26 protein-coding genes are annotated in these 26,781 nt (G+C 53.2%); 19 read left to right on the top strand and 7 right to left on the bottom strand.

The window, feature by feature from the left end; translation table 11 throughout:
* The first annotated feature begins 36 nt into the window (after positions 1-36).
* Together manA and AC6I4B_RS11635 are read left to right on the top strand one after the other, a co-directional pair.
* The gene (gene manA, locus AC6I4B_RS11640) at positions 37-1,215 is read left to right on the top strand and encodes a mannose-6-phosphate isomerase (RefSeq protein WP_497771835.1); all 1,179 of its coding nucleotides are present in this window, start codon (positions 37-39) and stop codon (positions 1,213-1,215) included.
* A gap of 97 nt (positions 1,216-1,312) precedes the next feature.
* Entirely contained in the window at positions 1,313-2,815 is a 1,503-nt protein-coding gene (locus tag AC6I4B_RS11635) for a YdgA family protein (RefSeq protein WP_497771834.1), read from the top strand.
* A 57-nt stretch (positions 2,816-2,872) separates the two neighbouring features.
* Here AC6I4B_RS11635 and AC6I4B_RS11630 read toward each other — a convergent pair whose 3' ends face one another.
* Complete coding sequence (locus AC6I4B_RS11630; protein WP_497771832.1) at positions 2,873-3,901, bottom strand: Mal regulon transcriptional regulator MalI; 1,029 nt, start codon at positions 3,899-3,901, stop codon at positions 2,873-2,875.
* Between the two features lie 177 nt (positions 3,902-4,078).
* On the opposite strand from AC6I4B_RS11630, the gene malX reads away from it, so the two are divergent.
* From malX to add, 3 genes are all read left to right on the top strand, one after another.
* Entirely contained in the window at positions 4,079-5,671 is a 1,593-nt protein-coding gene (malX, locus tag AC6I4B_RS11625; RefSeq protein ID WP_497771831.1) for a maltose/glucose-specific PTS transporter subunit IIBC, read from the top strand.
* A gap of 67 nt (positions 5,672-5,738) precedes the next feature.
* Positions 5,739-6,911, top strand: coding sequence for a MalY/PatB family protein (locus AC6I4B_RS11620; protein ID WP_497771829.1), 1,173 nt, complete (start codon positions 5,739-5,741; stop codon positions 6,909-6,911).
* Positions 6,912-7,062: 151 nt separating this feature from the next.
* On the top strand, positions 7,063-8,064 hold the full coding sequence (add, locus tag AC6I4B_RS11615; protein ID WP_497771828.1) for an adenosine deaminase: 1,002 nt from the start codon (positions 7,063-7,065) through the stop codon (positions 8,062-8,064).
* A 49-nt stretch (positions 8,065-8,113) separates the two neighbouring features.
* Here add and AC6I4B_RS11610 read toward each other — a convergent pair whose 3' ends face one another.
* The gene (locus AC6I4B_RS11610) at positions 8,114-9,154 is read right to left on the bottom strand and encodes an oxidoreductase (protein ID WP_497771826.1); all 1,041 of its coding nucleotides are present in this window, start codon (positions 9,152-9,154) and stop codon (positions 8,114-8,116) included.
* Between the two features lie 234 nt (positions 9,155-9,388).
* On the opposite strand from AC6I4B_RS11610, the gene blr reads away from it, so the two are divergent.
* From blr to gstA, 13 genes are all read left to right on the top strand, one after another.
* Positions 9,389-9,532: a division septum protein Blr gene (blr, locus tag AC6I4B_RS11605; protein ID WP_497771824.1), complete on the top strand. Its 144-nt coding sequence runs from the start codon at positions 9,389-9,391 to the stop codon at positions 9,530-9,532.
* A gap of 119 nt (positions 9,533-9,651) precedes the next feature.
* Positions 9,652-11,022 (top strand): GH1 family beta-glucosidase, encoded by a 1,371-nt coding sequence (locus AC6I4B_RS11600; protein ID WP_497771823.1) that lies wholly within the window; start codon positions 9,652-9,654, stop codon positions 11,020-11,022.
* Between the two features lie 317 nt (positions 11,023-11,339).
* Positions 11,340-11,555, top strand: a complete 216-nt coding sequence (gene ydgT, locus AC6I4B_RS11595) for a transcription modulator YdgT (RefSeq protein ID WP_497771821.1) — start codon at positions 11,340-11,342, stop codon at positions 11,553-11,555.
* A 79-nt stretch (positions 11,556-11,634) separates the two neighbouring features.
* Positions 11,635-12,075 (top strand): DUF2569 domain-containing protein, encoded by a 441-nt coding sequence (locus AC6I4B_RS11590; protein WP_497771820.1) that lies wholly within the window; start codon positions 11,635-11,637, stop codon positions 12,073-12,075.
* Between the two features lie 77 nt (positions 12,076-12,152).
* Positions 12,153-12,734: an electron transport complex subunit RsxA gene (rsxA, locus tag AC6I4B_RS11585; protein ID WP_497772121.1), complete on the top strand. Its 582-nt coding sequence runs from the start codon at positions 12,153-12,155 to the stop codon at positions 12,732-12,734.
* Positions 12,734-13,309: an electron transport complex subunit RsxB gene (gene rsxB, locus AC6I4B_RS11580; protein WP_497771818.1), complete on the top strand. Its 576-nt coding sequence runs from the start codon at positions 12,734-12,736 to the stop codon at positions 13,307-13,309. Before rsxA ends, rsxB begins: the two co-directional genes overlap by 1 nt.
* Entirely contained in the window at positions 13,302-15,452 is a 2,151-nt protein-coding gene (rsxC, locus tag AC6I4B_RS11575) for an electron transport complex subunit RsxC (RefSeq protein ID WP_497771816.1), read from the top strand. Before rsxB ends, rsxC begins: the two co-directional genes overlap by 8 nt.
* Positions 15,453-16,505, top strand: a complete 1,053-nt coding sequence (gene rsxD, locus AC6I4B_RS11570) for an electron transport complex subunit RsxD (RefSeq protein ID WP_497771814.1) — start codon at positions 15,453-15,455, stop codon at positions 16,503-16,505.
* 9 nt (positions 16,506-16,514) lie between these two features.
* The gene (gene rsxG, locus AC6I4B_RS11565; RefSeq protein WP_497771812.1) at positions 16,515-17,135 is read left to right on the top strand and encodes an electron transport complex subunit RsxG; all 621 of its coding nucleotides are present in this window, start codon (positions 16,515-16,517) and stop codon (positions 17,133-17,135) included.
* 3 nt (positions 17,136-17,138) lie between these two features.
* The gene (locus tag AC6I4B_RS11560; protein ID WP_497771811.1) at positions 17,139-17,834 is read left to right on the top strand and encodes an electron transport complex subunit E; all 696 of its coding nucleotides are present in this window, start codon (positions 17,139-17,141) and stop codon (positions 17,832-17,834) included.
* Complete coding sequence (nth, locus tag AC6I4B_RS11555) at positions 17,834-18,469, top strand: endonuclease III (protein WP_497771809.1); 636 nt, start codon at positions 17,834-17,836, stop codon at positions 18,467-18,469. Before AC6I4B_RS11560 ends, nth begins: the two co-directional genes overlap by 1 nt.
* 594 nt (positions 18,470-19,063) lie before the next feature.
* Complete coding sequence (gene dtpA, locus AC6I4B_RS11550; RefSeq protein ID WP_497771807.1) at positions 19,064-20,569, top strand: dipeptide/tripeptide permease DtpA; 1,506 nt, start codon at positions 19,064-19,066, stop codon at positions 20,567-20,569.
* A gap of 147 nt (positions 20,570-20,716) precedes the next feature.
* On the top strand, positions 20,717-21,322 hold the full coding sequence (gene gstA, locus AC6I4B_RS11545) for a glutathione transferase GstA (RefSeq protein WP_497771805.1): 606 nt from the start codon (positions 20,717-20,719) through the stop codon (positions 21,320-21,322).
* Positions 21,323-21,428: 106 nt separating this feature from the next.
* On the opposite strand, the gene pdxY is transcribed toward gstA, so the two are convergent.
* From pdxY to anmK, 5 genes are all read right to left on the bottom strand, one after another.
* Positions 21,429-22,289 (bottom strand): pyridoxal kinase PdxY, encoded by an 861-nt coding sequence (gene pdxY, locus AC6I4B_RS11540; protein ID WP_497771804.1) that lies wholly within the window; start codon positions 22,287-22,289, stop codon positions 21,429-21,431.
* Positions 22,290-22,351: 62 nt separating this feature from the next.
* A complete protein-coding gene (gene tyrS, locus AC6I4B_RS11535) occupies positions 22,352-23,626 on the bottom strand; it encodes a tyrosine--tRNA ligase (RefSeq protein ID WP_497771802.1) in 1,275 nt (424 codons plus the stop codon).
* A 125-nt stretch (positions 23,627-23,751) separates the two neighbouring features.
* Positions 23,752-24,408: a pyridoxamine 5'-phosphate oxidase gene (gene pdxH, locus AC6I4B_RS11530; RefSeq protein WP_497771800.1), complete on the bottom strand. Its 657-nt coding sequence runs from the start codon at positions 24,406-24,408 to the stop codon at positions 23,752-23,754.
* A gap of 57 nt (positions 24,409-24,465) precedes the next feature.
* Entirely contained in the window at positions 24,466-24,789 is a 324-nt protein-coding gene (mliC, locus tag AC6I4B_RS11525; RefSeq protein ID WP_497771799.1) for a C-type lysozyme inhibitor, read from the bottom strand.
* A 91-nt stretch (positions 24,790-24,880) separates the two neighbouring features.
* Entirely contained in the window at positions 24,881-26,005 is a 1,125-nt protein-coding gene (gene anmK / locus AC6I4B_RS11520) for an anhydro-N-acetylmuramic acid kinase (RefSeq protein ID WP_497771797.1), read from the bottom strand.
* A 269-nt stretch (positions 26,006-26,274) separates the two neighbouring features.
* Here anmK and slyB point away from each other — a divergent pair, with 269 nt between their 5' ends.
* The gene (slyB, locus tag AC6I4B_RS11515) at positions 26,275-26,742 is read left to right on the top strand and encodes an outer membrane lipoprotein SlyB (protein ID WP_497771796.1); all 468 of its coding nucleotides are present in this window, start codon (positions 26,275-26,277) and stop codon (positions 26,740-26,742) included.
* Positions 26,743-26,781: the final 39 nt, after the last annotated feature.

The raw sequence follows: 26,781 nt of genomic DNA, 5'->3' as shown, positions 1-26,781 counted from the left end.
AGCCCAAATAATCCACATTAGAAACAGGGCTTGATAATGCAAAAACTCATCAACTCAGTGCAAAACTATGCCTGGGGTAGCAAAACTGCGTTAACGGAACTCTACGGCCTCGCCAACCCTGAAGATCTGCCGATGGCAGAACTCTGGATGGGCGCACATCCAAAGAGCAGCTCAAAAATTACCGACAGCCACGGTGCAGTGCATTCGCTACGCGACGTGATTGACGCTGATAAAACGACGCTGCTGGGCGCGAAAGTTGCCGAACGTTTTGGCGAATTACCTTATCTGTTCAAAGTCCTGTGCGCCGCACAGCCGCTGTCTATTCAGGTTCATCCAAGTAAAAAAGCAGCCGAAGACGGTTTTGCCAAAGAAAACGCGGCGGGCATCCCGCTAGATGCCGCCGAGCGTAACTATAAAGATCCCAATCATAAGCCGGAGCTGGTTTTTGCATTGACGCCATTCCTGGCGATGAACGCCTTCCGCGAATTTGACGAAATCGCCACCCTGCTACAACCGGTGGCAGACGCCAACCCGGTTATCGGTCAGTTTATCGCAGAACCAACCAGCGCGCGGTTGAGCACCCTGTTTGCTGGCCTGCTGAATATGCAAGGCGACGAAAAAGCCCATGCACTGCGTGTTCTGCGCACGGCACTGAACACCGAGCAAGGTGATGCCTGGGAGGCCATTCGCCTGATTGAAGCGTTCTACCCTGATGACAGCGGCCTGTTCTCACCGCTGCTGTTAAATATCGTCAAACTTAACCCAGGCGATGCGATGTTCCTGTTTGCTGAAACGCCACACGCCTACCTGTGCGGTACGGGTCTGGAAGTGATGGCGAACTCGGACAACGTTCTGCGCGCCGGGCTGACGCCAAAATACATTGATATCCCAGAACTGGTAGCGAACGTCAAATTCACCGCCAAACCAGCAAACACGCTGTTAACCCAGCCAGAAAAACAGGGCTCAACGCTGGACTTCCCAATTCCGGTTGATGATTTTGCCTTCTCTTTGCACGGGTTAAACCATGACGAAACCGCACTGGCGCAAGACGGTGCGGCGATTCTGTTCTGCGTTGAAGGCGAGGCTATCCTTAGCAAAAACGACCAGCGCCTGGTGCTTAAAGCGGGTGAATCTGCGTTTGTCGGCGCGAATGAATCCCCCATTCAGGTGAGTGGTCACGGACGTTTAGCTCGTGTTTATAATAAGTTAAAGTAATTACTGAACTTTCAGGACAGGCTTGCTACTCTTTTGACAAGCTTAATGACAAAGCCAGGCGGCCTTCCCGCCTGGTTTCATTTTACGGACATATACAATGAAAAAAACGCTGGTTGCCGCAGGTATAATTGTCGCTTTAGGGGTTATCTGGACAGGAGGCTCCTGGTACACAGGAAAACAACTGGAGACTCACATTGCCGATATGGTGTCTCAGGCTAACGCCCAGCTTAAGCTGAGCGCACCGGAGGCGGGTCTTGAGCTGAGCTATCAGGACTATCAGCGTAGCGTATTCAGTAGCCAGTTGAAGATGGTCGTAAAACCGCTGGCTGGCGCGGAAAACTCATGGCTGAAAGCCGGTCAGAGCGTGGTTCTGGACGAAACCGTGAGCCACGGCCCGTTCCCTTTGGCGGCATTAAAATCGTTTAACTTTGCCCCATCTATGGCCTCGGTACATACCGTGCTGGTCAATAACGAGGTGACGAAACCCCTGTTTGATATCGCCAAAGGCCAGTCGCCTTTTGATATCAACACACTCATTAGCTACAACGGCGATACCCAATCAGCGATTGCGCTAAAACCGCTGGATTACGAAAAAGACGCTGAGAAAGTCTCCTTCAGCGGCGGTGATTTCACCCTGTCTGCCGATAATCAGGGCAACCTGGTGGCGCTGACCGGTGAAGCGAAAAGCGGCCAGGTTAACGCGGTTAACGAATACAATCAGCGCGTACAGTTGACCTTCAACAATCTGAAAACCGACGGCTCCAGCAAAATGACCTCGTTTGACGAGCGCGTTGGCGACCAGACATTAAGCCTGGAGCGCCTGGCGGTAGCAGTTGAAGGCAAAGACCTGGCTGAACTAAACGGGATGCGTATTGCCGGTAAATCTGAACTGACGGCGGATGGTAAAAAGATTAACAGCCAGTTGGATTACTCGATCAACAGCCTGAAGCTGCAAAACCAAGATTTCGGTAGCGGTCAGATTTCGCTGAAGATTGATGGTATCGACGGCATCGCCATGCACCAGTTTAGCCAGCAGTATCAGGCGCAAACGCAGGCATTAATGGCACAGCCAGACGTGCTGCAAAACCCTGAGCTGTACCAGCAAAAAGCGGTAGATGCCCTGTTTAGCTCGCTGCCTATCTTGCTGAAAGGCGATCCTGTTGTGACACTGTCACCTCTTGGTTGGAAAAATGCGAAAGGTGAAAGCACGCTGAACCTGTCGCTGGCGCTGAAAGACCCTGCTCAGGCCGCCGGTGAAGCCCAAACCCTGGCAGATCAAATTGACCGTGGTGTGAAATCGCTCGATACCAAGCTGACCATTCCTATGGAAATGGCCACGGAGTTGATGACGCAAGTTGCGCGTCTTGAAGGGTATCAACAGGAAGATGCGACCAAGCTGGCTAAACAGCAGGTGCAAGGGCTGGCGGCAATGGGCCAGATGTTCCGCATCACCACCACGCAGGACAACGCCATCAACAGCAGCCTGCAATATGCTAACGGCCAGGTCACACTGAACGGACAGGCTATGCCGCTGACGGATTTTATCGGCATGTTTGGTTTACCGTCCATGCCAGAGCTTGATAACAGCCCGGCGCAGTAAACCCGATATTAGCTATTCAAAGCCTCTCCGATGAGAGGCTTTTTTATTGTCGCGCCGTTATTTGCGCACCACCAGCCGTGGCGGCATGATCAGGTTACGCGCCGTGCCTTGCCCTTTTTCAATGCGCTGCAAAATGCGCTCGGCAACGCTATGCCCCATCTCACGCGCCGGAGTTGTCACCCACGTGAGCGGTACATCATCCAGCGCCTGCTCTGGCACTTCGGCAAACGCCGCCAGCGCCACTCGTTGGTCAAAGTAGCTTTCTACGCTCCCTTCGCCGCTTTGTTTACCCGTACGCATCAGGCCAAACCATGCGCCCATCGCCGTTACGCTGTTGTAACACAGCACCGCCGAAATGGTAGGGTTATGGCGCAACAGCGCGGTGATCGCTTCTGCGGCCTGCTGCTGGCTGGACTCACATTCCAATACCCATTCACTGTGAAACGGTAGGCCGTACTTAATCAGCGTCGAACAATAACCGCCAACCCGCTCCGCACGCGTTAATGACGAGCTTTGCCCGCCAAGCCAGGCGATACGCTGATGCCCACGGCGAATCAGATGCTCGGTCACCAGTTGTGCCGCTTGCATATTGTCCGGACGAATAATATCCACTTCATCGAGGTAGCTTGCGCGTGAGGCAAAAACCAGCGGCGTAGCCGTTTCCGCCGCTTTTGCCCGCAGTTCTGCCGCCTGGTCAACCGCTCCCGCAATCACCACCCCATCGACGCCTTGCGAAACTAACGCATCAAAACGCTGCAACATCTGTTCGCCACACTTGCCGCCCTGGGTCAAAAAGACCATTTTGCCCTGCGACTCCAGCGCCGCCGTTAGCCCCGTGGTCAACTCGGCATAAAACGGCGAGGAAAGATTGCCGACAATCAGGCCAATAACACCGCTCTGCCCACCTCGCAACGACACCGCCTGCCGGTTACGCACAAATCCCAACTGATCGATGGCCCGAAACACACGCTCGCCCGTAGCCGAAGAGATTCGCCCCTTGCCGCTTAAAACCAGCGACACCGTACTCACGGACACTCCAGCCGCCAGTGCGACATCGTTAATGGTGACTTTTTTTGCAATCGCCATGGCCCTTATGCGGCTCCCTTTACCTTGTCAATAAATCGTTTTACCTATAATTCTACTTTATAAACCCTATTATCACTTGCTTTTGTGATTTGTTTCTCACTAAAAAGTGATAAAACGTTTTATCTTCCTGTCCCATAAATTCAAAAAAACCTTTTTTCAGGATTAAGGAGTCGTTTCATGACGGCGAAAACAACACCAAAAGTTACTCTCTGGGAATTTTTCCAGCAGCTAGGAAAGACCTTCATGCTGCCGGTGGCTCTGCTCTCTTTCTGTGGGATCATGCTCGGGATCGGCAGCTCACTCAGCAGCCATGACGTCATCACCCTGTTGCCGTGGCTGAATACCCCTTTCCTCCAGGCGGTTTTCATCTGGATGAGTAAAGTCGGCTCGTTCGCCTTTAGCTTCCTGCCGGTGATGTTCTGTATTGCCATTCCCCTGGGGCTGGCGCGCGATAACAAAGGCGTTGCCGCTTTTGCTGGTTTCGTCGGTTATGCGGTAATGAACCTGGCGGTTAACTTTTGGCTAACGGCGAAAGGCATTCTGCCAACAACCGACGCCGCTATCCTGAAAGCGAACAACATTCAGAATATCCTCGGTATTCAGTCCATCGACACCGGTATTCTCGGTGCGGTGATTGCCGGGATCATCGTGTGGCTGCTGCATGAGCGTTTCCACACCATCCGTCTGCCAGATGCGCTGGCATTCTTTGGTGGGACGCGCTTCGTGCCTATCATCACAACGGTGGTGCTGGGTCTGGTTGGCCTGATCATTCCACTGGTATGGCCGATTTTCGCCATGGGGATCAACGCTCTGGGCCACGTTATCAATAGCGCTGGCGACTTCGGCCCGATGATTTTCGGTACGGGTGAACGCCTGTTGCTGCCATTCGGCCTGCACCACATTCTGGTTGCTCTGATTCGCTTTACCGAAGCAGGCGGCACAATGGATGTCTGCGGTCACAGCGTCAGCGGCGCACTGACCATCTTCCAGGCGCAGCTCAGCTGCCCAACAACTCACGGTTTCTCTGAAAGCGCGACCCGCTTCCTGTCTCAGGGTAAAATGCCGGCATTCCTCGGCGGTCTGCCAGGTGCAGCGCTGGCGATGTACCACTGTGCTCGCCCTGAAAACCGTCACAAAATTAAAGGCCTGCTGATTTCCGGCGTTATCGCTTGCGTGGTCGGTGGGACAACTGAACCGCTGGAATTCCTGTTCCTGTTCGTAGCACCGGTGCTGTATGTGATCCACGCTCTGCTGACGGGTCTGGGCTTCACCATCATGGCGGTACTGGGCGTGACCATCGGTAACACCGACGGTAACATCATCGACTTCGTGGTCTTCGGTATTCTGCACGGCCTGTCTACCAAGTGGTATCTGGTTCCTGTGGTTGCGGCTATCTGGTTCGCTGTGTACTACGCGATTTTCCGCTTCGCTATCGTGCGCTTTAACGTTAAAACGCCGGGTCGCGATATCGACACCACTCCGGCCGCCGAGCACACCACCAGCGCGGCAACCGGTAAATCTGGCTACAACGTTCCGGTTATGCTGGCAGCACTGGGTGGCGCTGAAAATATCGTCTCTCTCGATAACTGCATCACCCGTCTGCGCCTGTCGGTGAACGACATGGATAAAGTGGACGTCGATACGCTGAAAGCTAATCGCGCCATTGGCGTCGTCAAGCTGAACCAGCACAACCTGCAAGTGGTCATTGGCCCGCAGGTGCAGTCAGTGAAAGATGAAATGGCATCACTGATGAACACCACCCAGGCCTAAAAATCCTTTGCCCCTGCCACTGACAGGGGCAAAATACCGTTTCTCTTCTCTTCGTTAGGACCCTCACATGTTTGATTTCTCAACGGTGATTGACCGACATGGTACCTGGTGTACGCAATGGGATTACGTTGCTGACCGCTTTGGCGATGCCGACCTGCTACCATTTACCATATCCGATATGGATTTTGCCACTGCGCCGTGTATTCTCGACGCGCTGACGAAACGTTTGTCACACGGCGTTTTTGGCTACAGCCGCTGGAAAAACGACGAGTTTCTGCCTGCCATCGCCCATTGGTATCAGCGCCGTTTTCAGGCGAACATCGACACTAACAGCCTGGTGTATGGCCCCTCGGTGATTTACATGGTCGCCGAGATGATTCGCCAGTGGTCTGCGCCCGGCGACGGCGTTGTGGTGCATACCCCCGCTTACGATGCTTTCTACAAAACGATTGAAGGCAACCAACGCAAAATTGTGGGCGTCGCATTAGAGCAGCAGGACGGCCAGTGGTTCTGCGATATGGCGAAGCTTGAAGCCGCGCTCGCGCAGCCGCAAAACAGCGTATTACTGCTGTGCAGCCCACAAAACCCGACCGGCAAAGTCTGGACTCGCGAAGAGTTAGACACCATGGCTGCGCTGTGTAAAAAGCACAACGTGCGGGTTATCAGCGATGAAATTCATATGGATATGACCTGGGAAGGTCATTCGCATATTCCGTGGAGCGAAGTCGCACAAAGCCCTTGGGCGCTGTTCACCTCTGGTTCAAAGAGCTTCAATATTCCGGCGTTTACCGGGGCATACGGTTTGATTGCCGATAAGCCATCACGCGACGCATATCTGAATGCGCTGAAAGGCCGCGATGGTCTTTCTTCGCCTTCGGTTCCAGCGTTAGTCGCGCATATTGCCGCCTATCAGCACGGTGAGCCGTGGTTAGATGCCCTGCGTGATTATTTGCAGGACAACATGCGTTACATTCAACAAACGTTGAATGCGGCCTTCCCGGAGCTAAACTGGCAAATGCCACAGGCCACCTATCTGGCGTGGATTGACCTGCGCCCGTTACAAATTGACGACCACCAACTGCAAGACGTGCTGATTAAACAGCAGAAAGTGGCGATTATGCCGGGCTATACCTATGGCGAAGAAGGCAACGGCTTTATTCGTCTTAACGCTGGCTGCCCGCGCGTTAAGCTGGAGCAAGGCGTTGAGCGGTTAATCGCCGCCATTCGTACGCTACGTTAATCATCAGGGCGTGGCGCTTATGGCACTACGCCCTGCTTATCGCAACAAAAATACCGTTCTATCTGGCAAAATGAGCCCATCTCAGCGCTTTTAACCGCTGACTCTGCTGATGTATAATAGTGTGCACTTTAACTAAAAAAAGAGTGCGACCATGATTGATACTAACCTGCCGTTAACCGATGTTCACCGTCACCTTGACGGGAATATTCGTGCCCAAACCATCCTTGACCTTGGTCGCCAGTACAATCTACCACTTCCAGCCTCTACGCTCGAAATGCTTCTGCCACATGTGCAGGTCACCAGCAATGAGCCTGACCTGGTGAGTTTCCTGAGTAAGCTCGACTGGGGGGTAAAAGTGCTGGCCTCGCTGGAGGCTTGCCGTCGCGTTGCTTATGAAAACATTGAAGATGCCGCGCGCAACGGCCTGCACTATGTCGAACTGCGTTTTTCGCCGCGCTACATGGCGATGACTCATCAGTTGCCGGTAGCTGGGGTCGTTGAAGCTATCATTGCGGGCGTAAAAGAAGGCTGCAAAGACTTTAACGTTGAAGCACGCTTGATTGGCATCATGAGCCGTACTTTCGGTGAAGCCGCCTGTGAAGAAGAACTCAATGCCCTGCTGGCGCACCGCGACGGCATAACCGCCCTCGATTTAGCCGGTGACGAACTGGGCTTCCCAGGCCATCTGTTCCTTAACCATTTTACCCGCGCCCGCGATGCGGGTTGGCGCATTACCGTTCACGCCGGTGAAGCCGCTGGCCCAGAAAGCATCTGGCAAGCCATTCGTGACCTGGGCGCAGAGCGTATCGGCCACGGGGTGAAAGCCGTTCAGGATCCCGCGCTGATGGATTTCCTCGCCGAGAAACATATTGGCATTGAATCCTGCCTGACGTCTAACATTCAAACCAGCACCGTGCCCTCTTTAGCGCAGCACCCGTTGAAAACCTTCCTGGAGCATGGCGTTCTGGCGAGCCTGAATACCGATGACCCAGCGGTTCAGGGGATTGATATTCAGCACGAATATCACGTTGCCGCACCAGCTGCGGGGCTAAGCCCACAGCAAATCCGCCAGGCGCAGATTAACGGCCTGGAGATGGCGTTCCTGTCTGCCGCTGAGAAACAAGCGCTGATCGCCCGCGTACAAAACGCATAAAAAAATCCCGGCGGGGTGCGCCCTGCCGGGATTATCCACCATCAGGCTGTTAAACCAGCGCCAACGCCGCCCGGTGTTTGGCTGACTCCATCCCTAGTTCAATCAGTTCCATAATCTGAATCGCCTCACTCGCAGATACCGGGTTTTCCCCCTGGCCGTTCAGCGCATCACGGATCGCCGCATAGTACGCCGGATAGTTGCCCGGCAATGTCAGCCAGGACTCCTCCACACGCGTTTCGCCATCAACGGTCGTCAGGATGCCATCGCGCATGTCATAACCCCAATCTTCCTGCGGCAGGCGCTCACCGTTTTTAAGCCGGTCTTCCTGCGGGTCAAGGCCAAATTTCACGTAGCTTGCCTGTGAGCCGTGTACGATATACCGCGCGGTTTCTGCCGCTGCCAGCAGTGTGCTGTGCAGCACCACGCGACGCTGCGGATAGGTTAATACCGCATGGAAATAGTCCGTGGCCTGCGCGCCTGTACGCATCTGCCCAAGATCAACCATCAGGTTTTGCGGCAAGCCAAATAACGTGACCGCTTGATCCAATAAATGAGGCCCCAGATCGTACCAAATACCGCTCCCCAAACCGGCCTGCTCACGCCAGCGCGCCCGAACTTGCGGGCGGAAACGGTCAAAGTGCGACTCGAAATAGTTCACTTCCCCCAGCTTGCCCTCGTTGATCAGCGCTTTCACCGTCAGAAAATCGCTATCCCAGCGGCGGTTATGGAACACCGATAACAGCTTGCCGCACTGTTTTGCCAGCGTATCCAGCTCACGCGCTTGTGACTGTGTCACGGTAAACGGTTTATCCACCACCACATTCTTCCCTGCTTCCAGCGCCGCTTTTGCCAGCGGGAAGTGGGTGTCGTTTGGCGTCGGGATAACAATCAAGTCAATCGTCGGGTCGTTAAACAGTAATTGCGGGTCAGCAACGACCTGAGCCGTTGGCCAGTCGGCATGAACTTTGCTGGCATCACTGCTGGAAATCACGGCCAGTTCCATGCCCGGTGTGCCACTAATGAGCGGGGCGTGAAACGTTTTACTGGCATAGCCATAACCCACTAATCCCACACGGATTTGGTCACTCATGTGTAGCCTCACTTACAATTGGCATGGTTGAAATGATTTTGTAATCGATTTCTTATTTGACCTCATCTCACGATTTCGTACAACAGTTTAATAACATTAGCAGTCAACAACCGGTTGCATAGATTAAAAAAACATCACTTGTCGAATCGATTCGGCTGAAAACTTGCGTTGTGGCATAACCACGCTAACATCCTCGCTGGGTATTATTTTTCTTCATAGACTGTTTAAAATTTCATGACTTCCGTATTAACACGTATTGTTGAATTAATTGGCTGGGTTGTTTTGGGTTTTTCTGTTCTTCTTCTGTTTATCGCGCACCACATCGATAATTATCAGCCACCAGAACCCACCACCACGGCGTCGTTGCAAAAAAAGTAACGCCATCGCATTAAAAAAAGTGATGCTGATCGCATCCGTGCAACCGGTTACTGAAACCGGTTGCACGGCATGTTCTGCCTCTTTACACTCGACTTATCACAAAGATAAGGAGTGTTTTTATGTCTGCTTTCCCACCGAATTTCCTCTGGGGTGCTGCCACTGCGGCCTATCAGGTTGAAGGGGCTTATAATGAAGACGGCAAAGGCCCGTCGATTTGGGATATTTTCTCCCACCAGCCAGGGACAACGTACCAGGGGACGAATGGCGACGTTGCCGTAGACCACTACCACCGCATGAAAGAAGACGTACAGTTGATGGCCGAAATGGGCCTGCAAAGCTACCGTTTTTCTATCTCATGGCCTCGCGTGCTGCCGAACGGTCGCGGCGAAATCAACGAAGCCGGCTTTCAGTTTTACAGCAACCTGATTGACGAACTGCTGGCGCATAATATTGAACCGATGATTACGCTTTATCACTGGGATCTGCCGCAGGCACTTCAGGATGAAGGCGGCTGGGAAGCACGTTCCACGGCAGAAGCGTTCGAGGAATATGCGCGCTTGTGCTACGCCCGCTTTGGTTCACGAGTCACGAAATGGGCCACTTTTAATGAAACCATCGTGTTCATTGGTCACGGCTATATCACGGGCTATCATCCCCCGTCAGTGCGCAACCCCGCGCGCGCAATTCAGGCCTGCCATCATGTGTTTATCGCCCATGCGCTGGCGGTTAAAGCGTTCCGTGGGATGCAGATTAAAGGGGAAATCGGCTTCGTTAATGTGCTTCAACCGCACTCGCCGCTCACCGACAGCGCAGAAGATATCGCCGCTACCCAATTAGCCGATGCCATTCATACTCATTGGCTATACGACCCGGTATTAAAAGGCCGTTACCCCGACGAGCTTCTGGCGCAAGCTCAGGCGTTATGGGGCGTGCCGCGCTTTGCACCGGGTGACGACGAGCTGCTGCGCAACAACCGTTGTGATTTTATTGGCCTGAATTACTATCGCCGTGAAACCGTCTCTGCACAGCCTCCGGTGGATAAAACCAGCGGCGAGCAAGGCGTTGATGGGCTGTTCTATTTCGTGCGTAATCCGCAAAGTACCTATACCGAATGGGGCTGGGAAATTTGGCCGCAGGGGTTAACCGACGGCATTATGATGATCAAAGAACGTTACGGTGATATTCCTGTTTATATCACCGAGAACGGTCTTGGTGCCGTTGACCCAATTATCGACGGCGAGGTCGTGGATGATCCGCGCATTGATTTTTTACGCATCCACATCGATGCGCTGGAAAAAGCCATTGCCTTAGGCGCTGACGTGCGCGGCTATTATCCGTGGTCATTTATCGACTTGCTAAGCTGGCTGAATGGTTACAAAAAACAGTACGGCTTTGTGTATGTTGACCATCAGCAGAATCTGGCGCGTAAACGCAAGAAAAGCTTCTTCTGGTATCAAAACGTGATCGCCAGCCGAGGCGAGAACCGTTAATCCTCGTTATCTCAGGGCACGGCTCCGTGCCCTGTATATAAAAAACGGCCAATTTTTGGCTTAAAATCAATAAGCACATTTTCTGTTATTGTAATTCATATCTATAAGCCAAATAATTTACAATATCCTTATGAGGATCAGCCCACCCGCTGTTCACTCTATAAATACGGATGCTGTACCACTTATTGGCTATTAATTCTGAATTATCGGCATCGCTTATCCGACGTCTGTTCGGCGGAAATACCTTTGCCTGCGCCTGCCATCAACGGGCACAGCGAGTATCAGCGATGCCTTAACATTATAATGGATACCTACAAATGACCGTTCTGGATTACTTATTAAAATTCCGTAAAGTCAGCTCGCTGGACAATCTCGAAAAACTCTACGATCACCTTAACTATTCGCTCACCAGCAACGAAGAATTGATCAATATGTACCGTGCTGCCGACCACCGCCGTGCCGAACTGGTGTCTGGTGGCCGTTTGTACGATCTTGGTCAAGTACCGAAGTCAGTCTGGCGTTTCGTAGAATAATAGTTTTTTCCTCAGCGCCAGTTGCTTATACTCCTCGGCCTGTCTTTTTCCTCACTGGCGCTGATTTTCAGGAGATACCATGTCAGAGAACTCCGCAGAACGCATTGGTGGATGGTTGCTTGGCCCGCTGGCCTGGCTTATCGTTCAATTATTAAGTATCAGTATTCTGTTATTTAAATTCGCCTATGCCCTGCTCTCACCGCATACCTTTTCGCTGTTAAAACAGATGGGCGCGTCTAATGTCGCTATGCTGGTGCTGTCGCTGCTCTCGTTTCTGGCAATGGGGTACTACACGCTGTGGCTAACCATCGCGTTTTGTAAACGCCGCCGCCATGTGCCCAAGCACTACATTATCTGGCTGATGATTGGTGTGTTGTTAGCGGTAAAAGCGTTCGCGTTTTCGCCGATTACTGATGACCTTGCCGTTCGCCAGCTTTTGCTTTCGCTGTTAGCGGCGGCGTTGATTGTGCCGTACCTCAAGCGTTCCCAGCGGGTCAAACATACCTTTACGCAAGCGTAATAACCCCACACTTAACCTGTTGTCGCTTGAGACGCTTTGTCAGATAATAGGTAGCTTTTTTTGTTACAGGTCGCATGATGACTGACTATTTATTGCTCTTTATCGGTACTGTGCTGGTAAATAACTTTGTCCTGGTGAAATTCCTGGGGCTGTGCCCGTTCATGGGTGTTTCCAAAAAACTGGAAACCGCTATGGGTATGGGGCTGGCGACAACCTTCGTGATGACGTTGGCGTCAATCTGCGCGTGGCTTATCGACACCTGGATTCTTATCCCGCTCGATCTCGTCTACCTGCGTACGCTGGCTTTTATCCTGGTGATTGCCGTCGTGGTTCAGTTCACCGAAATGGTCGTGCGCAAAACCAGCCCAGCGCTGTATCGCCTGCTGGGTATTTTCCTGCCTCTTATCACCACCAACTGCGCCGTCCTTGGCGTTGCACTGCTGAATATCAACCTGGGGCATAACTTTATGCAATCCGCGCTGTACGGCTTCTCTGCCGCCGTGGGCTTCTCCCTGGTGATGGTGCTTTTCGCGTCTATTCGCGAACGTCTGGTGGTATCCGATGTCCCTGCCCCTTTTCGCGGCAACGCCATTGCGTTGATTACCGCCGGGTTAATGTCATTGGCCTTTATGGGCTTTAGTGGGCTGGTGAAGTTGTAATGATGACCTTTTGGATTGCTGTCGCTGCAATCAGCCTGTTGGGGCTGATTTTTGGCGTCATTCTTGGGTACGCTTCGCGTCGTTTTGCCGTTGAGGATGACCCTGTTGTAGAAAAAATTGATCAACTGCTGCCGCAAAGCCAATGTGGGCAATGTGGCTATCCTGGCTGTCGCCCGTATGCCGAAGCCGTAAGCAACGGTGAGAAAATCAACTGCTGCGCCCCTGGCGGCGAAGCCGTGATGCTGAAAATTGCTGAACTGCTGAACGTTGATCCTCAGCCTATTGACGGCGACGACGCGGCCCCAGAACCGGCGCGAATGCTCGCCATCATTGACGAAAACAACTGTATCGGCTGTACCAAATGCATCCAGGCTTGCCCGGTTGATGCCATTGTCGGCGCAACCCGCGCTATGCACACCGTATTGAGCGACCTGTGCACCGGCTGCAATCTGTGCGTCGCGCCGTGCCCGACGCAGTGCATTGAACTGCGTCCGGTTGAAACAACAACCGACAGCTGGAAATGGGATTTGCAAACAATCCCGGTACGAATCATTCCTGTGGAACACCATGTTTAAGTTATTCTCCGCCTTCAGAAAAGACAAAATCTGGGATTTCGACGGTGGGATTCATCCACCCGAAATGAAAACTCAGTCTAACGGCACACCGCTGCGCCAGGTTCCGCTGGCACAGCGGTTTGTCATTCCCCTGAAGCAGCACATCGGTGCTGAAGGCGAGCTCTGCGTACAACCCGGCGATCGCGTTCTGCGCGGGCAACCGCTGACCCGTGGCTGGGGGCGTATGCTGCCGGTTCACGCACCGACTTCCGGTACGGTGGTCGCCATTGCGCCACATGCGACGGCGCACCCTTCTGCCCTGCCTGAAATGAGCGTGATTATTGATGCCGACAGTGAAGACTGCTGGATGCCGCGCGATGGCTGGAGCGATTACAAAAACCGCAGCCGTGAAGAACTTATCGAGCGCATTCATCAATTTGGCGTCGCCGGTTTAGGTGGCGCAGGCTTCCCGACCGGCAACAAACTGCGCGGTGGCGGCGACAAAATTGACACCTTAATCATCAATGCCGCCGAGTGTGAACCGTACATCACCGCCGACGACCGTTTGATGCAAGACTGTGCAGCGCAAATTCTCGAAGGTATTCAAATCCTTGCCCACATCCTGCAACCACAACAGGTGCTGATTGGCATTGAAGATAATAAGCCGCAGGCGATTTCGATGATGCGTGCGGTACTGGCGGGCTGTCATGGTATTAGCCTGCGGGTGATCCCTACCAAGTATCCGTCCGGCGGCGCGAAACAGCTGACGCAAATTCTTACCGGTAAGCAGGTTCCACATGGCGGGCGCTCGTCCGATATTGGTGTGTTAATGCAAAACGTCGGTACGGCCTACGCGGTAAAACGTGCGGTCATTGACGGTGAACCGCTGACCGAGCGTGTGGTCACGCTGACCGGCGAGTCTATCAGCCAGCCGGGAAACGTTTGGGCGCGCTTAGGTACGCCAGTGCAACATCTGTTAAATCATGCTGGTTTTTGTCCATCCAGCGAACAGATGGTAATTATGGGTGGCCCGCTGATGGGCTTTACCCTGCCGTGGCTTGATGTGCCGGTGGTGAAAATCACCAACTGCCTGCTCGCCCCTTCTCCGTCTGAAATGGGCGAACCAGAAGAAGAAAAAGGCTGCATTCGCTGTAGCGCCTGTGCCGACGCCTGCCCGGCGGCTCTCTTGCCGCAACAGCTTTACTGGTTCAGCAAAGGCCAGCAGCACGATAAAGCTACCGCGCACAATATTGCCGATTGCATTGAATGCGGAGCCTGCGCCTGGGTTTGCCCAAGCAGCATTCCGCTGGTGCAATATTTCCGTCAGGAAAAGGCCGAACTTAACGCCATTCGCCAGGAAGAACAGCGAGCGGCAGAAGCCAAAGCACGCTTCGAAGCGCGTCAGCTGCGTCTGGAGCGCGAAAAAGCCGCGCGTGCTGAACGGCATAAAAAAGCGGCAGTTCAACCTGCGGCGAAAGATCAAGACGCCATTCACGCAGCGTTAGCCCGTGTGCGGGAAAAACAGCAACAGGCTACCCAGCCGATTGTGATTCAGGCGGGTGCATTGCCGGATAACAGCGCCGTAGCCGCTGCTCGTGAAGCGCGTAAAGCACAAGCGCGCGCCGCTCAAGCGGAAAAACGACAGTCTGCCGGTGATGTTCAGGTAAACACCGATGAAACGGCTGACCCGCGCAAAGCAGCGGTGGAAGCGGCAATCGCGCGTGCGAAAGCGCGCAAAGCTGCACCTGCGGCAGCAGAAACACCAGCGGTTACCGAACAAGCTGTTGACCCGCGCAAAGCGGCGGTGGAAGCCGCAATCGCTCGCGCTAAAGCGCGCAAAGCTGCACCTGCGGCAGCAGAAACACCAGCGGTTACCGAACAAGCCGTTGACCCGCGCAAAGCGGCGGTAGAAGCGGCGATTGCACGTGCGAAAGCGCGCAAAGCCGCAGCTGCGCCAGCAGAGACGCCAGCGGTTACCGAACAAACCGTTGACCCGCGCAAAGCGGCGGTGGAAGCAGCGATTGCGCGTGCCAAAGCACGTAAAGCCGCAGCGCAGAGTGCCGATGAATCGGCCACCAACGACGATCCACGCAAAGCCGCCGTTGCCGCCGCTATTGCCCGTGTTCAAGCCAGGAAAGCCGCTCAGGCCGTTAACGAGGATTAAATGGTTTTCAAAATCGCAAGCTCCCCTTATACCCATAATCACCGCCAGACATCGCGTATTATGCTGCTGGTGATTATCGCCACCCTGCCCGGTATCATCGTACAGAGCTGGTTTTTCGGCTGGGGAACGGTTATTCAACTGGTTCTGGCTATTTTAACCGCATGGCTCGCTGAGTCGCTGGTACTGCGCCTGCGTAAGCATAATATCGCCCGCACGTTGGCGGATAACTCAGCGCTGCTAACAGGCCTGCTACTGGCGGTCAGTATTCCACCGTTAGCGCCGTGGTGGATGGTCATTTTAGGTACGGTCTTTGCGGTTATTATTGCCAAGCAACTGTACGGCGGATTGGGGCAAAACCCGTTCAACCCAGCGATGATTGGCTACGTAGTCCTGTTAATCTCCTTCCCGGTGCAGATGACATCCTGGCTACCGCCGCATGAGATTGCCGCTGCCGCACCGAGCTTTAGCGATACGTTACAGATGATTTTCACCGGTCATACCGCTGCGGGCCAGGATATGAATGCCCTGAAAATGGGCATTGATGGCATCAGCCAGGCCACACCGCTGGATACCTTCAAAACCGCGCGTCATGCGGGACAACCGGTCGAGCAAATCCTCAACTCGGCGATTTATCATGGCGCACTGGCCGGTATCGGCTGGCAATGGGTCAATATCGCTTATCTGGTTGGCGGCCTGTTTTTACTGTGGCAGAAAGCCATTCGTTGGCATATTCCGGTGAGCTTCCTGGTTAGCCTGGCGGTGTGCTCTACGATCGGCTGGTTAATCCATCCCGAAAACGTCGCTTCACCGCAGCTACATTTGTTATCCGGTGCAACCATGCTGGGGGCATTCTTTATTCTGACTGACCCGGTAACCGCTTCAACCACCAACCGTGGGCGTTTAATTTTCGGTGCGCTGGCGGGTCTGCTGGTGTGGCTCATTCGTAGCTTCGGGGGTTATCCCGACGGTGTGGCATTTGCGGTGTTGCTGGCTAACATCACCGTGCCGCTGATTGACTACTACACGCGCCCGCGCGTTTACGGACACCGCTGAGGATTAACCATGTTAAAAACCATGCGCAAACACGGTGTTACGCTGGCGCTGTTCGCCGCTGGCTCTACCGGCCTGACGGCGGCTATCAATCAGTTGACCAAAAACACCATTGATGAGCAGGCAGAAAAACAGCAGAACGCCTTGTTCGAGCAGGTGATCCCGGCGGGCAGCTATAACAATGCCCTGCTGAAAAGCTGCTATGTGGTCGATGCCCCTGAATTAGGGAAAGGCAGCCACCGCGTTTATATCGCCCGTATGGACGATAAACCCGTCGCCGCAGTGCTCGAAGCCACCGCGCCGGACGGTTATTCCGGCGCGATCCAACTGTTGGTTGGCGCGGATTTCAACGGCACGGTGCTGGGTACTCGCGTTACCGAACATCACGAAACACCAGGCCTGGGCGATAAAATTGAGTTACGCCTGTCGGACTGGATAACCTTTTTTGCCGGTAAGAAAATTGACGGGGCTAACGACCGCCAATGGGCGGTGAAAAAAGATGGCGGTCAGTTTGACCAGTTCACCGGTGCAACCATTACCCCGCGCGCGGTGGTCAATGCGGTGAAACGCGCCGGGCTGTATGCCGAAACGCTGCCGAATCAACTTTCACAACTGCAAGCCTGTGGAGAGTAAAGTATGAGCGAGGTTAAAGAGGTTATTGTCCAGGGGTTGTGGAAGAACAACTCCGCGCTGGTACAGCTGTTAGGAATGTGTCCGCTGCTGGCGGTGACGTCAACCGCCACCAACGCCCTCGGTTTGGGGCTGGCGACAACGCTGGTGCTCACGCTGACCAACCTGGCCATTTCCAGCCTGCGTCGCTGGACTCCAGCAGAAATTCGCATCCCGATTTACGTGATGATCATCGCCTCGGTGGTCAGCGCCGTACAGATGCTGATTAACGCTTACGCATTCGGTTTATACCAGTCGCTCGGTATCTTTATTCCGCTTATCGTCACCAACTGTATCGTGGTGGGCCGCGCAGAAGCCTTCGCGGCGAAAAAAGGGCCAGCGCTGTCGGCACTCGATGGCTTTGCCATTGGGATGGGCGCAACCTGCACCATGTTTGTGCTCGGGTCGATTCGTGAATTACTTGGTAACGGTACTTTATTTGACGGCGCAGACGGCTTGCTGGGCAGTTGGGCGAAAGTGCTGCGTATTGAAGTGTTCCACACCGACACACCTTTCCTGCTGGCGATGTTACCGCCAGGCGCGTTTATCGGCCTCGGAATGCTGCTGGCAATCAAATACCTGATTGATGAACGGACTAAACAACGCCGCGCACAGGCTAGCAACGACAGTGCTGTGACGGTTGAAACGGCAGAGAAAGCCTAATGAACAAAGCCAAGCGTCTGGAAATACTCACCCGGCTGCGGGATAACAACCCGCATCCCACCACTGAACTGAACTTCACGTCCCCTTTCGAGCTGCTTATTGCGGTGCTGCTTTCCGCACAGGCAACCGACGTCAGCGTGAACAAGGCCACCACAAAGCTCTATCCGGTGGCCAACACACCGCAGGCGATGCTGGATTTAGGCGTCGATGGCGTGAAAGAGTACATCAAGACCATCGGCCTGTTTAACAGCAAGGCGGAAAACGTCATTAAGACCTGCCGGATGCTCTTAGAGCTGCACGGCGGTGAAGTGCCCGAAGACCGTGCAGCGCTGGAAGCCTTGCCAGGCGTGGGGCGCAAAACGGCTAATGTGGTGCTCAATACCGCGTTTGGCTGGCCGACCATCGCCGTCGATACCCATATCTTTCGCGTGTGTAACCGCACCCAGTTTGCGCCGGGTAAGAATGTGGAACAGGTCGAGGAGAAACTGCTGAAGGTGGTTCCGGCTGAGTTCAAGGTGGACTGCCATCACTGGCTCATTTTGCATGGCCGTTATACCTGCATCGCCCGTAAGCCTCGCTGTGGCTCGTGCATTATTGAAGATCTCTGTGAGTACAAAGAGAAAATCGAGCTGTAGTCCATTTTTCACGGCGTGGCAAGTCGGCGCGCCGTTCCTCTCCTCACGACTAAACCGCGATTAATGTCAGATAATTATTCAGTATTTGACATCTTTCACGCCTATATAACGCTTTTGCAGTTAATAAACGCCATCACTAACGAAAATTTCTATACAAACGCTGACACGGTCATACGCACAACATAATGTTGTAATAATGTTGCATTTCGTGTTTATCGCAGATATCAATACGATGAAATCCCGACATCGTACAATATGATCATCCAATATTTTTTCTTAAACCAGCCTATATCACTATATTTTTACCTCATCAGTAGAAGATATGGTCACATGCGGGTTTTTACCCCATTCCATCAGAAGAAAAAACCGTCTATTTTTAAAGCGTGAAATTTAACGCTAAATAACATTTGAAATTCTGGTTTATTGTACCGACGTTTTTAATTGTAACAGAGTATTGCAAAAGCCTTGTCTGAAAGCGCTGGATAGTGAACATTACTTCTCGTTTCCCTCCAGAATAACAATAAGGCGGATGCTGAAATACGCACTCCTGCCCAGTACACCCCCCATTAAATGGGATGTAAATAAGAGGTATATGTGTCTACTGCAAACAATAAACCAACTGAAAGCGTCAGTTTAAACGCCTTCAAACAGCCGAAAGCGTTCTATCTCATCTTCTCTATTGAGTTATGGGAGCGTTTTGGCTTCTACGGCCTGCAAGGCATTATGGCCGTTTATCTGGTTAAGCAACTGGGTATGTCCGAAGCGGATTCCATCACCCTGTTCTCTTCCTTTAGTGCTCTGGTCTATGGTCTGGTAGCTATCGGCGGCTGGCTGGGCGACAAAGTGCTCGGTACCAAACGCGTTATCATGCTGGGTGCGGTTGTTCTCGCCATCGGCTATGCGTTGGTCGCATGGTCTGGTCACGACACCGGTGTGGTTTACATGGGCATGGCAGCGATTGCTGTCGGTAACGGCTTGTTTAAAGCTAACCCATCTTCTCTGCTGTCTACCTGTTACGAAAAAAACGATCCACGTCTGGACGGTGCATTCACCATGTACTATATGTCCGTCAACATCGGTTCGTTCTTCTCTATGCTGGCAACCCCGTGGCTGGCGGCTAAATTTGGCTGGAGCGTGGCGTTTGCCCTGAGCGTAGTCGGCCTGCTGATTACCATCGTTAACTTCGCCTTCTGCCAACGCTGGGTTAAACAGTACGGTTCAAAACCAGACTTTGCGCCGGTTAACTATCGTAACCTGCTGCTGACTATCGTCGGTATTGTTATCCTGATTGCCATCGCAACCTGGCTGCTGCATCACCAGGAAGTCGCACGTATGGTTCTGGGCGTCGTTGCTCTGGGTATCGTTATCATCTTCGGTAAAGAAGCCTTTGCCATGCAGGGTGCTGCGCGTCGTAAGATGATTGTGGCCTTCATTCTGATGCTGGAAGCGATTATCTTCTTCGTTCTCTACAGCCAGATGCCAACGTCTCTGAACTTCTTCGCTATCCGTAACGTTGAACATACTATTCTGGGTATCGCCTTCGAACCAGAACAGTACCAAGCACTGAACCCGTTCTGGATAATCATCGGTAGCCCGATCCTCGCCGCCATCTACAACAAGATGGGCGACACTCTGCCAATGCCGCATAAATTTGCGATCGGTATGGTGCTGTGTTCTGGTGCGTTTCTGGTGCTGCCGCTGGGCGCGAAATTCGCTACCGACGCGGGTATCGTTTCAGTTAACTGGCTGATTATCTGCTACGGTCTGCAAAGTATCGGTGAGCTGATGATTTCCGGTCTGGGCCTGGCGATGGTTGCACAGCTGGTTCCACAGCGTCTGATGGGCTTCATCATGGGTAGCTGGTTCCTGACTACTGCCGGTGCAAACCTTATCGGTGGTTACGTGGCTGGCATGATGGCTGTACCAGAAAACGTCACAGACCCGCTGATGTCTCTGGAAGTTTACGGTCGCGTGTTCTTGCAGATTGGTGTCGCAACTGGCGTTATCGCTGTTCTGATGCTGCTGACTGCACCGAAACTGAACCGCATGACTCTGGACGACTCGACTTCGTCCACTGACGGTAAAACCGCTTCCGCGTAATGTCATCGGGAAACAGATAATTTTGGGCCGCTAACCTGTGTTAGCGGCTTTTTTTTTATCGATTCTGGCACTAACATACCTGCATATCCGCCAGCCGCCCTTCTGCTGATGGACCACAAAAATAATCTATGTCTGAAGGAGTTACCTATGAAATTGTTCTACAAACCCGGCGCATGTTCCCTGGCATCGCACATCACTCTGCGGGAAAGTGGCAAAGATTTTTCACTGATTGGCGTCGATCTGATGCACAAACGCATGGAGAACGGTGACGATTTTCTGAAGGTAAACCCGAAAGGCCAGGTTCCGGCGCTGCTGCTGGACGACAACACGCTGCTGACTGAAGGCGTTGCCATCATGCAGTATATTGCTGACAGCGTTTCCGACCGCCAGCTGCTGGCCCCCGTCGGCAGTATCAACCGTTATAAGACGCTGGAGTGGCTGAACTTTATCGCGACTGAACTGCACAAAGGTTTTACGCCGCTGTTCCGCCCGGACACCCCAGAGGAGTTCAAACCCACGGTGCGCGCGCTGCTGGATAAGAAGCTGGCTTACGTCGATGAATCGCTGGCAAACTCACAGTGGATAGCCGGGAGTCGCTTCAGCATCGCCGATGCATACCTGTTTACCGTGCTGCGTTGGGCGTTTGCTGTGAAGCTGGATATGGCGGGATATAAGCACATTGCTGATTATATGGCGCGTGTCGCAGCGCGTCCTGCGGTCGCCGCAGCGATGACGGCTGAAGGGCTAAAATAAGCGGGATGATAATTGCTGGGTGGCGGCGCAATGCTTCATCCAGCCAACGGGTTTCGTGCAGTTTGTTTGCCGGAGAGGCCCGGCAAACAACGCAGCAGAACAGAACTTACAGCCGCGTGGCGCTGAAAACGTGTTCTGGTTTGGCAATACGGTCTTGTGCAGCAACGACCTGCAACTCGTATTCGCCCATTTCTTTAGTCGCCACCATAATTTCATACACTGCGGCAGTCACGTGTTCCAGCGCATCGCGTAGCGACGCCCCTTGCAGCAATTTCACCAGCAGCAGGCCACTGGTCACGTCGCCCACGCCCACAGGCTGACGTGCGCCAAAATCAATCAATGGGCGGCTGATATGCCAGGCTTCTTCCGCAGTCACCAGCAGCATTTCAAACCGATCCTGGCTGAAGCCAGCGCGCGCCAGGTGTTTCACTAGTACGATTTCAGGCCCCTGCGCAATCAGTTCACGCGCGGCAAGCACAGCGGCATCGACGTTATTCACCTCATGGCCGGAGAGGATCTCCAGCTCAATCAGGTTTGGCGCAATAATATCGCTAGCCGGTAAAGCATAGCGTTTGTGGAACTCCGCGACACCGGGTGCGACGATACAGCCTTTTTCCGGGTGGCCCATCACCGGATCACAGAAATATTTCGCCTGCGGGTTCGCCGCCTTCACCTGGCGCACAATACCAAGAATATGTTCACCCTGTTCAGCAGAGCCAAGATAACCGCTCAACACCGCGTCACAGCGCTTGAGCTGGTCGATAGCCGCAATGCCCTGCACTATCTCGGTCAAATGCGCTGGCGGCATGACACACCCCGTCCATTTACCATACTGGGTATGGTTGGAAAACTGTACGGTGTTCAGTGGCCAGACATTCGCCCCAAGGCGACGCATTGGAAATTCGGCTGCGCTGTTACCCGCATGACCGAAAACAACGTGGGATTGAATCGCGAGGATGTTGTTCATTTGTTCTACTCGGACGACAAAAAAGAAGGGGGCGTAGTTTCCCACGCCCCCTGTTTGGAAGATTACTTCCAGCAGATTAAACAGTAATTTTTCTTACCGCGACGCAACAGCGTATAGCGACCGAACAGGCGGTCAGCATCGGTGAAGAAATATTCCGGGTCAGACTGCTTTTCACCATTAATGGTGACCGCGTTAGAGGCGATGGTTTTACGCGCCTGTCCACGGGACGGTTGCAGTTCAGAGTCCACCAGCGCTTGCATCAGATCAGCGCCTTTTTCCATCTCAACCATCGGTACGCCGTCTTGCGCCAGTTGTTCGAAGTCTGCTTCGCTCAGTGCGCTCAATGAGCCGCTGAACAGGCTTTCGGTGATGCGTTTAGCCGCCACCAGACCTTCTTCACCGTGCACCAGACGGGTAACCTGCTCGGCCAGTACGTACTGGGCGCGCGGGGCTTTACCGCTGTTTTTGTCTTCTTCTTCCAGCGCATTGATCTCTTCAATGTCCATGAAGGTGAAGAATTTCAGGAAGCGATACACGTCGGCATCGGCGGTGTTAATCCAGAACTGGTAGAATTTGTATGGGCTGGTTTTCTTCGGATCCAGCCATACTGCGCCGCCTTCGGTTTTCCCGAATTTAGTGCCATCCGCTTTGGTAATCAGCGGAACGGTCAGACCAAACACCTGATTTTGATGCAGACGACGAGTCAGGTCGATACCGGAGGTAATGTTACCCCACTGGTCAGAGCCGCCAATCTGCAATGCAACGCCGTGCAGCTTGTTCAGACAAGCGAAGTCATAGCCCTGCAACAGGTTGTAGGAGAACTCGGTAAAGGAGATGCCCTGGTCGTCACGGTTCAGACGCTGTTTCACCGCTTCTTTGTTAATCATCTGGTTAACAGAGAAGTGTTTACCGATATCACGCAGGAAGGTCAGTACGTTCATACCGCCAAACCAGTCGTAGTTGTTCGCCGCAATCGCGGAGTTGTCGCCGCAGTCGAAATCGAGGAACGGAGCAACCTGCTTACGGATTTTCGCCACCCATTCCTGCACGGTGTCTTCGGTGTTCAGTTTACGCTCAGCGGCTTTGAAGCTTGGGTCGCCAATCAGACCGGTCGCACCACCGACCAGCGCGACAGGTTTATGCCCTGCTTGCTGGAAGCGTTTCAGGCATAACAAAGGAACAAGATGCCCCAAATGCAAGCTGTCAGCGGTAGGATCGAAGCCGCAATAGAGCGCGATCGGGCCTTGCGCCAGTCGCTCTGCTAACGCTACCTCGTCCGTTACCTGGGCAACTAGCCCCCGCTCTTGCAGTTGTTTAATCAAGTTACTGCTTGCCATCAAATTCTCCATATATATACGACTGCACCTTTGCCGGTACACGACTTTTCGCCAGACGCGAAAGCCCTATAGAATAAAGCGCTGGCGCATTCAGCGCTAGCGCTTAAAACAACAAATTTCAGCGTTTAAGGTGCCAAACGGTCAATTTTCCAGGCATCGGCTTCGCGCTGGTACAGAAAACGATCGTGCAGACGATGTTCGCCACCCTGCCAGAATTCCATCTGCTCAATGGACACGCGGAAACCGCCCCAGAAGCTAGGCAGAGGCACTTCGCCCTGCTGGAATTTCTGTTTCAGTTCGAGAAACTTGCTTTCGAGGATACCGCGCGCAGAAATGCGGCTGGATTGTTTAGACACCCATGCGCCAATTTGGCTATCGCGCGGACGGCTATGGAAATATTTCACCACTTCAAAGGTGGACAAGCGTTCCGCTTTGCCAATGACCATCACCTGGCGATCCAGCATATGCCACGGGAACAGCAGGCTGATGCGTGGGTTTTGTTCAATCTGATGAGCCTTTCGGCTGCCGAGGTTGGTATAGAATACTAACCCTTTCTCATCATAATGTTTAAGCAGAACAATACGTTGGTAAGGTTGGCCATTCTCATCCACCGTCGCGACAACCATGGCTGTCGGATCGGCCAGTTTGGCTTCACAGGCCTGCGCTAACCAGCGTTCAAAAAGCGGCAGAGGTTCAGCGGGAAGGTCGTGGCGACGCAAGCCGCCACGGGTGTACTCTCGGCGCGAATTCGCGATTTGCTGCAATTCATCATTATCAGACATGGCGTTTGAGGAAGTAGTCATTCGGTGACGTTATTGTGCGCCGCCCGCCTGAAAATCTCAACGCTTGGGATTTTGTAACTGGCAGTTATTCAGGACAATATGGTCACGTTTGTAGACCGTTGCCTCATTCCCCTTCGACCAGAAAACGTAGATTCCGTCGGTGTAACGCGCGCCAGAAGCCGAGATCCCCTGTGGCAGGGTTAGCTGCTGGTTATCATAAACAAAGCTCACTTCCTGGCGAGGATTGTTCAGCTTAACGGTCAGCGGTTTTTCATCACACTGGTATTCCAGCGTGTCGGTATTCATACGCTCCATAAATTGGTTGTAGGTGCTACAACCGGCGAGCATCAAAGGGATAACAGCGATAAGTAATTTTTTCATTTTTGGGCCTTACAACATTCCTGGTCAAAGAGTGATGATGGCACTCCCGTATCGTTTCAGTCTATCGGCCCAATGTAAAAGATGATGTCAGTTAACTCTGATTTTGCTGAGGATTTGCCGGGAAGATGGCGCCAAGAACGCTCGCCTCAGATGCCCCAGTGACCGACGGCAGGTTGCCCGGTAAACCGGCAACAGTACGCCATGCCAGCCAGGCAAAGGCCAGCGCTTCCATGTCATCGCCGCTAATGCCGTACTCGTCGGTGGTCGCCACTTCTGTACCAGGCAGCATAGCGGCAAGACGCGCCATCACTAACGGATTACGGCTGCCACCGCCGCACACCAGCAGGCGCTCACAGCCTCCGCTCAGCAATACTTGCTCGCTGATGGTCACCGCCGTTAATTCGGTCAACGTGGCCTGGACATCTTGCGCTCGCAGGCCCGGGTAACTCGTCAGGAACTGCGCCAGCCAGCCATAATTGAAATACTCACGTCCGGTGCTCTTTGGCGCGGGCGCGGAAAAATAAGGGTCGCTCAGCATATCCTGCAACATCGGCAATATCACTTTGCCTTCGTTGGCCCATTCGGCATCTTTGTCGTACGGTTTACCCAGGCTACGCCAAATCCAGGCATCCATCAGCATGTTACCGGGGCCGGTATCAAAGCCGCGCACCGGCAGACCTGGTATCAGCAGAGAAAGGTTGGCGATGCCGCCAATATTCAAGACCATCCGCCGTTCGCCAGAATGCGCCAGCAGAGCCTGATGAAATGCCGGAACCAATGGCGCGCCCTGCCCGCCTAACGCCATATCACGGCGGCGGAAATCCCCCACAACGCTAACGCCAGTACGGGCGACAATAATGTTGTTATCACCGATTTGCAGGGTGTGCGGCGCATCGCCCACCGGTTCATGCCAAACGGTTTGCCCGTGGCAGCCAATGGCAACAATATCCTGAGCCTGAAGGCGCTCCTGAGTCATGAGCGCCATTACTGCATCGGCAAACAAGTTGCCCAGCCGATTATCCAGTTGACCAAGCTGCGACAGCGTTAGCGGTTGGCCCTGGCAGATAGCCAGCACTGACTCTTTAAGCGCAATCGGAATCGGCCATGACAGGCTGGCAATTTGCGCCACTCTGCTTTCATCAATAGCCGCGAGTACCACGTCCACGCCGTCGAGGCTGGTTCCCGACATCACGCCAATATATCGCCCGGATTTCATAAGCCGTCCTTAGTCACCTGTGCAAAGTTAACACTCCAGCATAAAGTGGCGTGTAATGCTATTAACTCATAATACTTTTTAACAATATATGCCATGACGCTTAATTTTGACTGCGAGAACAGCTTCACTTGCGTTTAGCGTTGGTTAAGCCAGCATGGATTATTCTTTTAAGAATAAATGCGGAATATATGACCGCTTCGAGCAAATACCATATAATTGTTCAGTATGGATGCTCATCAGAGCAATTCTTAGTGAACTGGAGATTCATAATGATGTTACGCGTATTGGCTGTTTCAATGATTGGTTTATCCCTGGCCGGATGTGTCAACAACAGCGGTCTGTCAGGTGATGTTTACTCAGCATCCGAAGCGAAACAGGTCCAGAACGTGACCTACGGTACGATTGTTCACGTACGTCCTGTACAAATTCAGGGTGGCGATGACAGCAACGTGATCGGCGCTATCGGTGGTGCTGTGTTGGGTGGTTTCCTCGGTAATACTATCGGCGGTGGTACAGGTCGTTCCCTGGCAACGGCGGCAGGTGCTGTAGCCGGTGGCGTTGCAGGCCAGGGTGTTCAGGGTTCGCTCAACAAAACCCAGGGCGTTGAGTTGGAAATCCGTAAAGACGACGGCAACACCATCATGGTTGTTCAGAAACAGGGCGATACCCGTTTCTCCGCAGGCCAGCGTGTTGTTATGGCGAGCAATGGTAGCCAGGTGACCGTTTCTCCGCGTTAATGCCTTTATAAATGCGTGGCTAATTTGTCACGCATTTTT

Source organism: Kluyvera fluvialis, from assembly GCF_059725275.1.
Note: the sequence above shows the minus strand (reverse complement) of the source record. Positions and strands in the feature narration are given on the sequence as shown.